This is a genomic window from Lutibacter sp. (assembly GCF_041596795.1).
Taxonomy (GTDB): domain Bacteria; phylum Bacteroidota; class Bacteroidia; order Flavobacteriales; family Flavobacteriaceae; genus Lutibacter.
In genome coordinates, this window is record NZ_JBFHHX010000117.1 from 1 (window position 1) to 10,477 (window position 10,477).

Consider the following 10,477-nt stretch of genomic DNA (forward strand, 5'->3'; position numbering starts at 1 on the left):
AGGATCTTTTAAGCTATCTCCAATTTTTGGTGGACTCATAGGTGTAACTGGCGATAAAATAATATCAACTTCTTCAAAATCTTTAGTGAAATTTGCAGCAATTTGATCGCGAATAGCCAATCCTTTTAAATAAATTTCATCAGAAAAACCTTGCGATAATACTTGGTTTCCACCAACAATTCTTCGTTTTGTTTCTTCTGAAAAATTTTCTGAACGCGTTACTGCATAGGTTTCTTTCAAATTTTTATCTTCAATTCTATTTCCATAGTTTGTGCCATCTAAACGCGATAAGTTAGAAGCTGTTTCGGCCATTGCCAACGTATAATACGTTGAAACCAAAATATCTGATGGAAAGAAATCTAATTCTTTTACTTTAATTCCTTTTAGCTTAACTTTTTCAATACTTTGTAAAAAATCGGCTTTAACTTTAGGGGCAATAGCATCATTTTCAATAAAATTCTTAAAATAACCAACAGTTTTAACAGTGTTTTTTAAAATAGCTGTTTCACTAATTTCTGTTGAAGAAATAGAAGTTTGATCCTTCGAATCTTTTCCACTCATTACATTTAATACAATTCTAATATCTTCAATAGATTTTGCTAACGGTCCAACACAATCTGTTGAGGATGCGTAGGCCATTAAACCATATCTAGAAATACGTCCGTATGTTGGTTTTAAACCGTAAATATTGTTGTAACCAGCAGGTTGACGAATAGAACCTCCAGTATCTCCACCAATTGAAAAAACGGTGTAATCTAAAGCAACATTTACTGCAGATCCACCACTAGAACCACCTGCAACTAAATTGGTATTTATAGCATTTTTAACAGCGCCAAAAATAGTATTTTCACTAGATGAACCGTGTCCAAAACTATCGCAATTTTCTTTCACTAAAGGAATTGCGCCAGCATCTAATAATTTTTGAATTGCCGTTGCGGTGTAAGCCGATTTATAATTCTTTAATAAATTGGAACTTGCTGTTGCAATTGTTCCTTGTAACATATACACATCTTTAATTCCAAAAGGAATTCCTTCTAACAAGCCAATTTCTTCACCTTTTGCAATTTTAGCATCTACTTTTGCAGCTAAATCTAGCGCTAAAGTATCTAACAAAGAATTAACAGTATTGTGCGTATTTTTTTTAAGTAGTTCTAATTTTTCTTGTACCAAAGCTGTACAAGTTATTTGTTTTGTCACCAGTTTTTGGTGCAATTGTTTTATTTGAGATTCCATAATTAGTCTTCAATAATTTTAGCAACTACTAAATAGCCGTTTTTTTTGTTTGGAAAGTTTTCTATAATTAGTTGTTTTTCAATAGCCGAACTTTCTATTACCACATCTTCTCTTAAATTATTGATTGATAAGCAATTATAATTGACATTATTTAAAGAATTATTATTGGTATGTGCGTTTTTAATCACATCAAATAATTTGTTCACAGCCTCAGATGGTTGTGCTCCTTTAATACTCGACAATATGTCGACTGTCATAATTTTACTCATCTCTTTATTTTTTAGTTTATGATATTAAACATGAAGTATGCAAAATTACGAAAGTTTTATGAGCGATGCACGTTTTTTTTAGTGTTAACCTTGGGTTGAGTGCCTTAATAATAAACATTTGCAGTAATTTTTACTATAATAATAAAGGCTATGCATTCAATAATAGATATTTTGAATTAAAGTTAAAAATAAGCTGGTTTATTTCAATTTCTTCTAATTTGTTAATTACATGTGTTTTTTAAGAATTCATTAAAAAAGTAGTAATGAAATACGTGATTTTATTTTAAATAAAAATTGGGATTATTAGAAAACGTAGTACTCAGTGTTATTTATATTTTTATCATCTTCACTTAATAAATCTGGTTTTAAAGGAATTGTAAAGGCAAAAGTGGATCCTATATTTTCTTCTGATGTTACCCAAATTTCTCCTTGTAACATTTCTACATAAGCTTTAGAAATTGCTAAACCCAATCCAAGGCCGCTAATATTTATGGTGTTATTTGCTTTTATTCTTCTAAATCGATTAAAAATATCTTTTTGTTCATTTGTTTTAATTCCAATGCCAGTGTCTGTTACTTTAAAAATAATTTTTTCACTGTCTAAATCTAATTCATATCCAAATGTGATAGTGCCTTTTGGGGTAAATTTAATAGCGTTATTAATTAAATTTACAATAATCTGTTTTAGTTTTATTTCATCACTAAGTATTTGAAATGTTTCAGAATTTTTTGGGGTTTGTAAAATAAGTTCAATAGGTTTTTCATTGGGTATTGTAACTGTTGATGTTTCTTTTATGTCTGTTAAGCATTGGTTTAAATCAAATGTATTTAATGTAGGTTTCATTTGATTTGCATCTATTTTAGACATTTCAATTAAATCATCAATTATTGCTAATAAATTAGAACCACATTTTTTAATTATAGTAATATATCTTGATTTTTTTGTTTCATCTAACCCCTCATTGTCTAGTAAATTAGAGAAACCAATTATCCCGTTCATTGGAGTTCTTATTTCGTGAGATAAATTTGCTAAAAATGCAGATTTTAATTGATCGCTTTCTTCTGCTTTCTCTTTGGCAATTTTTAAATTTTCCTTGTTAATATTACTTTCTAAAATAAGGTTTCCAATATGCCCAAACTCACTTTTTTGGGCAATTAATTTGTTTAGAGCAGTTTTGTTGTTCTTTTCAAGAGTTTTTGTAATTAAGTTTAAAGGATTATAAATAACTTTTTTAAATAAAATAATGCTAGCAATTAAATATATAATGAAGGACGTAATGATAATTATTAAAATACTTTTAGAATTTTTATAGTTTAAAGTAAAAGGTCTTTTAAAAATAAGTTTATTTATAACTTCTCCTTTTTCATTTTTCAAGTTTATAATAGTACTAATTTTTTTTTCATTTGGTTGGTCAATAAAATTTGGACTTACTAATTGAATAGATGAAGAACTAGAAATATCTTTAAGTGCATTAAAATACTCGTTATCTAATAATTTTCCAACAATAAAATAACCTTCAGGTTCTGTTTTTGTTTTTTTTGGATCACTATACGGATGTATGGTAGCTGCATGAATTTCTAGTATGCCTTGTGGAATTTTATAGTAAAATTTTGTTAAGCGTTCTTTAAAAATGTATGGAAGTACGGATTTAGATATGATTTGTGAACCACTAATTTTTTCTCTAATATTTTCAATTATAAGGTTGCCATTTTTATCATAAGTTCCAAAATAATCTACATCAAAATTTTCTAAAGCACTTCCAACATTAATTTCATACCATAAATTAGCTGCAGGCGTTTTTTCGCCATAAATAAAATCTATAAATTCATCCCAATAAGTAAAATCTACAGAAATGCTATAGCGTTCAGCAGATTTTAATTTCATTAATGAATTTATTTCATGTGAAAATTGATTGTTGGTGCTTTGGTATATGTTTTGTTCTTGAACTGTAGTATAATAAAATAAAGCTATAAATAACAAAACAAACAAAGTGCTAGTTATAAAAAGAAAAACACTAAATTTTTTATATGTAGAGTTGTATTTTTTATCCAAAATATAAAGGTTTGGGGTATAGCATATTAAAGGTACAAATTTTTTATTTAGTTTCAGTTAAATCTAATTAATTTTTAATTGGCTTAGTTGAAATGCTGAAATAGTGTATTTTTGTTTCTTTAAAAATTAAGTAAAATTATTCCATTAAATCTTTAAAATGCTATTAAAAGAAACCCAAGAAAAAATACTTCCTACGTTAAAAAAATATTTTGGTTTTGATAGTTTTAGAGATCAACAACAAGCCATTGTTGAGTCTGTTTTATTGAAAAAAGATAATTTGGTAATTATGCCAACTGGTGGCGGAAAATCTATATGTTTTCAATTACCTGCATTATTATTTGAAGGAGTAACTTTGGTAATTTCACCATTAATAGCCTTAATGAAAGATCAGGTTGATGGATTAAATGCCAACGGAATTGCAGCTGATTTTTACAACAGCAGTCAGGAAAAATTTGAGCAAGATGAGATTTTTGATAAAATTTATACAAAAAAAATAAAGTTACTATATGTTGCGCCAGAGAGTTTAGGCTTGCTAGAAAATATATTGAATGAAGATATTATAAGTTGTATTGCTATTGATGAAGCACATTGTATTTCGTCTTGGGGACATGATTTCCGTCCGTCATATCAACAGTTAGGTTTTTTAAAAAAGCAATTACCAAATACACCAATTATTGCGTTAACAGCTACGGCTGATAAAGCTACCAGAAAAGATATTTTAGAACAGTTAAGCATTCCAAAAGCCACACAGTTTTTATCATCATTTGATAGAAAAAATATTGAGTTAGAAGTGCGTCCGGCAAACGATAGAGTGTTGCAGATTATTAAATTTATTAATAAAAAACCAAATGAAGCCGGAATTATTTATTGTTTAAGTAGGAAATCTACCGAGCAATTGGCTGAGAAATTACAACAAAATGGTATTAATGCAAAAGCCTATCATGCGGGTTTAAATTTTTTAGAACGTACCAAAGCTCAAGAAGATTTTATTTACGATAAAACTCAAGTTGTTTGTGCTACTATTGCCTTTGGAATGGGGATTGATAAATCCAATGTTCGTTGGGTAATTCATTACAATATGCCTAAAAATATTGAAGGTTATTATCAAGAAATTGGACGTTGTGGGCGAGATGGTTTAGATGCAAAAGCTTTGTTGTTTCATAGCTATTCTGATGTTATTCAGTTACGAAAATTTATGAGTGGCGCAAGTAATGAAGAAGTTCAAGTAGCAAAATTAGAACGGATGAAACAATTTTCTGAAGCAACTACTTGCCGAAGAAAAATTTTATTGAGTTATTTTGGTGAATTGCTATCAGAAAACTGCGGAAATTGTGATGTTTGTAAAAATCCGCCACAGGTTTTTAACGGAACAATAATTGCGCAAAAAGCATTGTCTGTAATTACACGTTTAAATGAAAGTGAAGCTATTGGAACTGTAATAGATGTGTTGAGAGGCGCGCATAATGCAACGGTTTTGGAAAAAGGATATGATAAACTAAAATCGCACGGTGTAGGAAATGATATTTCTTGGCGAGATTGGCAGCAATATATTATTCAACTTATAAATCAAGGCTATTGCGAAATTGCTTTTCATAAAAATAATGCATTGCGTTTAACAAGTTTTTCAAAAAAAGTATTGTTTGAAAAAGAAAAGGTTAGTTTAACGCGTCCAATTGATATTCAGGAAGTTGTAGTTGATAAAAAAGATCCAAAAGTAACAAAAGCTAAAAAAGAAGGCCTATTTGAACGCTTAAGAAAATTGCGTCATGAAATTGCTTTGGACGAAAATATTCCTGCCTATTTAGTATTTAGCGATGCTACTTTAAAAGAAATGGAAAGGGCAAGGCCAATGAGTGAAAGTGATTTTTTAGAAATAAGTGGAGTTGGACAACGTAAATTAGAAGTTTATGGCGAAGAATTTATTGCCGAAATTGTAAAATTTATGGGTGAAAAAAATAAAAAACCACGTAAGAAAGATACCAATTTGGTTACTTATGAAATGTATAAAAACGGTTTTACCATTGATGAAATTGCTGAAAAAAGAGATTTAAAATCTACCACTATTTTTTCGCATTTAGCTAAACTTTATGCCGATGGAAAAGATATTGATATTTACAAATTTGTAAGCAATGAAGAAGTTGAAAAAGTAAGAAAAGCAAAAGAAGAATTAGAAAATCCACAAGCATTAAAACCCTATTTTGAACATTTTAATGGTGAAATAGATTATTATAAAATTAGATTGGCTCTTACTATAATAGATAATTAAAAACACTTAGCATACGTACGGTATGTAGTTGTTTTTTTGGGATTTATTCATTTTTTTATTATATTCCCTCAAATTACTTTTCATGAATGAAACCCCTAATATTACCTATGATGAACTTCAACAACGAATTATTGAGTTAGAAGCTGAATTAAGTTTCTATAAAAAAGAATACAAATCAAATTCAAATAGTTTCAAGCCAGATTTTTTTAAAAATATTTTAAATGCTACGCCATACATTTATGTTGTAAAAGATATAAATTCGGTTTATATAAATGCAAATCAATCTTTTTGTGATTTTTTAGGTAAAACTGAAGAAGAAATTATTGGTAAAACTGATTATGATTTTTTTCCGGCAGAAGCAGCAGCAGAATATATAAAAGGCGATAAACAAGTGATGGCTGGTGAAATTCATGAAAAGGAGGAATGGGAAGTGTTAGGTAGTAATGGCTTAAAATGGTTAAAAGTAGATAAAACGCCCATTTATAGTGAAACAGGAGATCAAAAACCAATAGGTGTTCTTTGTTCTGTTACAGATATTTCACACCAAAAAAACACAGAACGTTCACTGCTTGAAAGTAAGAAAAAATACAAGGAGTTGAATGTGATGAAAGATAAATATTTCTCAATAATAGGTCACGATTTAAGAACGCCAATTAGTAACATTATTGGGTTTACTGAATTGTGTATTGATAATATTAAAAACAATAAATTTGATAAAATAGCAAACTATCTTAAAATTATTCTTTCATCAGCAAATAAATCTTTTATGCTGTTAAGCGATCTTTTAGAGTGGTCAAGATCACAATCAAATAAAATTCAAATTCATAAAGAAAGTATTCATATAAATAAAATTATTGCAAGTGCAATTGATTTAAGCATTGAGAAAATTGATGAAAAAAAATTGGAATACAGTTTAAATTGTGATGAGGAATTGTTTGTTAATTCGGATAAATATATACTATCTACAGTTCTAAGAAATTTAGTTTCTAATGCTATAAAGTTTTCAAATATTGGAGGAAGTATTAAAATTAGTTGTTCACAAATAAATATTGATGCTATTACAAAAGGTGTTGAGATTGTAGTTGAAGATACTGGTGTTGGAATGAGTGTGGAAACTTTAAATACCTTATTTAAAATAGATGAAACAATTTCTACAAAAGGAACAAATGGAGAAATGGGAACAGGAATAGGATTAATTTTATGTAAAGAATTTTTGGAAAAAATAGGTGGAGAAATAAAAGTTGAAAGTGAGGTTAATAAAGGTAGTGTATTTAAAGTGCTTTTAAAGGATGAATAAATTTTAAAAAGGCTCAAAAAATTTAATTACAAACATTACAATCTTTTTTATCTCTTAATTCTCCTTGTAATAAACCTTTATCGTTAATAATAAATCCACAACAATCCATAAATCCTTGAGCAATTAATTTTCGAGCTCTTTGAATTTGAGATTTTACAGTAGGCAAAGGTAAATTTAAAGCTTCGGCAACTTCTTGTTGTTTAAGGCCTTTTATGTCAGATAAAAATAAGGGATCTCTATATTTTTTAGGGAGGTTTTTTAAAATTCCACGCAAGCAATCTTCTTCAGTATGATTTTTTTCTTCTAACTCAAAATCCGTTTCTAGTTGAGGTAAATCAAACACAATTTTTCTAGATTTAAAATAGTCTGTAATAGAATTTCTAGCAATTGAAAATATCCAAGATTTTAATTTATTTAAATCTTTTAATGTATGAAGTTTTGTGTGAATTTTAATAAAGGTATCCTGCAAAATATCATCAGCAACAGATGAGTCTTTCACTTTGCTGATGATAAATTGTTTTAAGTCTGCCGAATATTTTGTCCAAACTTGATTTGTTGTCATTTTTAACAATTACAATTTGTACAATTACAATTTTGGCAAGTACAGTTTTTACAATTTCCAGTTTTGCAACCATCACAGTTGCAAGTACATTCATTTTTATTTTTCATAATTTTAAATATTAAGTTCACTTAATAGACTTATAAAATAGTAAAAAGATGCATTTATAAACAAAAAAATTACATATTTCTTCTGTATTGTCCGCCAACTTCAAATAAAGCTTCGGTAATTTGTCCAATAGAACACACTTTACAAGCTTCCATTAATTGCTCAAATATATTTTTATTATTGATAGCTTTTTGTTTTAAAAGTTCAATTTGTTTTTCAACTCTTTCGGTATTTCCTTTGTTTAAATTATTTACAACTGTAATTTGATATTGTTTTTCTTCTTCAGTTGCTCTAATAACCTCTTGCGGCAAAATAGTTGGTGAACCTTTACTACTTAAAAAAGTATTAACACCAATAATAGGAAATTCGCCAGAATGTTTTAAAGTTTCGTAATACAAACTTTCTTCTTGTATTTTACTGCGTTGGTACATAGTTTCCATAGCGCCTAAAACACCACCACGTTCTGTAATTCTGTCAAATTCTTTATAAATAGCTTCCTCTACTAAATCGGTTAATTCTTCAATAATAAACGATCCTTGAATAGGATTTTCATTGGTTGCTAAACCTAATTCCTTATTAATAATTAGCTGAATTGCCATAGCTCTTCGCACACTTTCTTCGGTTGGAGTTGTAATAGCTTCGTCGTATGCATTGGTGTGTAAACTGTTGCAATTATCATAAATAGCGTACAAAGCTTGTAATGTAGTTCTAATATCGTTAAAGTCAATTTCTTGTGCGTGTAAACTTCTTCCTGATGTTTGAATGTGATATTTTAACATTTGAGCACGTTCATTGGCTCCGTATTTATTTTTTAATGCTTTTGACCAAATTTTACGGGCAACTCTTCCAATTACAGCATATTCTGGATCAATGCCGTTGGAGAAGAAAAATGATAAGTTTGGACCAAATTTATTAATATCCATTCCTCTAGATAAATAATATTCTACATAGGTAAATCCGTTAGCCAAAGTAAAAGCTAATTGTGAAATTGGATTTGCTCCAGCTTCAGCAATATGATAGCCCGAAATAGATACTGAATAGAAATTACGAATATTGTTTTCAATAAAATATTCTTGAACATCACCCATTAAACGCAAGGCGAATTCTGTGGAGAAAATGCACGTATTTTGCGCCTGATCTTCTTTTAAAATATCTGCCTGAATAGTTCCTCTAACTGTTGAAATGGTATCAGTTTTAATTTTTTGATACACGTCATTTGGCAAAACTTCATCACCCGTAACACCTAATAAAAGTAAACCTAAACCATTGTTTCCTTCTGGTAATTTTCCTTGATATTGTGGGCGTTCAACATCTTTTTTCTTATAAATAGCAGTTATTTTTTCTTCAATTTCAGTTTTTAAACCGTTTTTTAAAATGTATTTTTCACATTCCTGATCAATGGCTGCATTCATAAAAAAGGCTAACATCATTGGAGCAGGACCGTTTATTGTCATTGAAACAGATGTCATTGCATTTGTTAAATCAAAGCCAGAATACAATTTTTTAGCATCATCTAAACAACAAATAGAAACTCCTGCATTTCCAATTTTTCCGTAAATATCTGGTCTTATTTCAGGGTCGTTTCCATATAAAGTTACAGAGTCGAACGCTGTAGAAAGTCTTTTTGCTGGCATTCCTAAACTTACATAATGAAAACGCCTATTTGTACGTTCCGGACCGCCTTCACCAGCAAACATTCTTGTTGGATCTTCACCGGTTCTTTTAAATGGAAAAAGTCCGGCTGTAAAAGGAAATTCACCAGGAACGTTTTCTTCTAAACTCCAAAATAAAATATCACCCCAAGCTTCATATTTTGGTAGCGAAATTTTTGGAATTTCAAGATGAGAAAGTGATGTGCTATGTGTTTTAATATTAATTTCTTTTCCACGAACTTTATAGGAATAAATTTCATTTTGATAGGATTGTTTTTTTGTTTCCCAACCTAAAATTGTATTCCAATTATGTGGATTTAAATCCATTTTAACTCTTGAAAATTCTTTAAATAAAAGAACAATTAATTCTTTGGATTGGTCACTGAGCGTAGCCGAAGTGTGTTTCAGAACCGCATCTTCATTCAATCCAATTTGATTTAATTCAGGTTTAATTGAACAAACAGATTCAATTGTTTTATAAATACCAAAAAGCTTTTGAGCAATTTCTTTTTGATAATGACTCTCTTTTGTATAAGCTCTATTGTTTTCGGTAATTTCAGATAAATAACGTGTTCTGTTTGGTGGAATTATAAATTGTTTTTCGCTTAAATTTTCACTTATTTTGAACGAACTACTAGCTTTAAACGCAGTTTTTTCATTTAATTTTTGAATAATAGCACTGTAGAGTTTGTTTGTTCCAGGATCGTTAAATTGTGATGCAATTGTACCATAAACAGGCATTGTATCAACATTTTTATCCCATAAATTATGGTTGCGTTGGTATTGTTTTTTTACATCTCTTAAAGCATCTAAACCACCACGTTTATCAAACTTGTTTAGCGCAATAATATCTGCAAAATCTAACATGTCAATTTTTTCTAGTTGTGTTGCAGCCCCATATTCTGGTGTCATTACATACAATGATACATTAGAATGATCTATAATTTCAGTATCACTTTGTCCAATACCCGAAGTTTCTAAAATCACCAAATCAAAACCAGCAACTTTTAAAATATTTACAGCGTCAGTTACATGTTTTGA

7 protein-coding genes are annotated in these 10,477 nt (G+C 29.1%); 2 read left to right on the plus strand and 5 right to left on the minus strand.

Going from position 1 to position 10,477, the window contains the following annotated elements; genetic code table 11:
• The 3 genes from ABY298_RS12215 to ABY298_RS12225 form a co-directional block, all read right to left on the minus strand.
• A partial coding sequence (locus ABY298_RS12215) for an amidase family protein (protein WP_372746341.1) occupies positions 1–1,233 on the minus strand: 1,233 nt, incomplete at its 3' end.
• Positions 1,234–1,235: 2 nt separating this feature from the next.
• A complete protein-coding gene (locus ABY298_RS12220) occupies positions 1,236–1,490 on the minus strand; it encodes a hypothetical protein (protein ID WP_372746342.1) in 255 nt (84 codons plus the stop codon).
• Positions 1,491–1,805: 315 nt separating this feature from the next.
• On the minus strand, positions 1,806–3,554 hold the full coding sequence (locus ABY298_RS12225; protein ID WP_372746343.1) for an ATP-binding protein: 1,749 nt from the start codon (positions 3,552–3,554) through the stop codon (positions 1,806–1,808).
• 157 nt (positions 3,555–3,711) lie between these two features.
• Here ABY298_RS12225 and recQ point away from each other — a divergent pair, with 157 nt between their 5' ends.
• Positions 3,712–5,820 (plus strand): DNA helicase RecQ, encoded by a 2,109-nt coding sequence (gene recQ / locus ABY298_RS12230; RefSeq protein ID WP_372746344.1) that lies wholly within the window; start codon positions 3,712–3,714, stop codon positions 5,818–5,820.
• An 82-nt stretch (positions 5,821–5,902) separates the two neighbouring features.
• Entirely contained in the window at positions 5,903–7,117 is a 1,215-nt protein-coding gene (locus ABY298_RS12235; protein WP_372746345.1) for an ATP-binding protein, read from the plus strand.
• A 22-nt stretch (positions 7,118–7,139) separates the two neighbouring features.
• Here ABY298_RS12235 and ABY298_RS12240 read toward each other — a convergent pair whose 3' ends face one another.
• Both ABY298_RS12240 and ABY298_RS12245 read right to left on the minus strand, forming a co-directional pair.
• The gene (locus ABY298_RS12240; protein ID WP_372746346.1) at positions 7,140–7,679 is read right to left on the minus strand and encodes a sigma-70 family RNA polymerase sigma factor; all 540 of its coding nucleotides are present in this window, start codon (positions 7,677–7,679) and stop codon (positions 7,140–7,142) included.
• A 176-nt stretch (positions 7,680–7,855) separates the two neighbouring features.
• Positions 7,856–10,477 (minus strand): methylmalonyl-CoA mutase family protein (locus ABY298_RS12245; RefSeq protein ID WP_372746347.1); only part of this gene is annotated, 2,622 nt, incomplete at its 5' end.

Excerpts from the sequence above, each read along its gene's own strand:
- recQ (WP_372746344.1), top strand. The coding sequence starts at position 3,712 with ATGCTATTAAAAGAAACCCAAGAAAAAATACTTCCTACGTTAAAAAAA.
- ABY298_RS12220 (WP_372746342.1), bottom strand. The coding sequence starts at position 1,490 with ATGACAGTCGACATATTGTCGAGTATTAAAGGAGCACAACCATCTGAG.
- ABY298_RS12235 (WP_372746345.1), top strand. The coding sequence starts at position 5,903 with ATGAATGAAACCCCTAATATTACCTATGATGAACTTCAACAACGAATT.
- ABY298_RS12240 (WP_372746346.1), bottom strand. The coding sequence starts at position 7,679 with ATGACAACAAATCAAGTTTGGACAAAATATTCGGCAGACTTAAAACAA.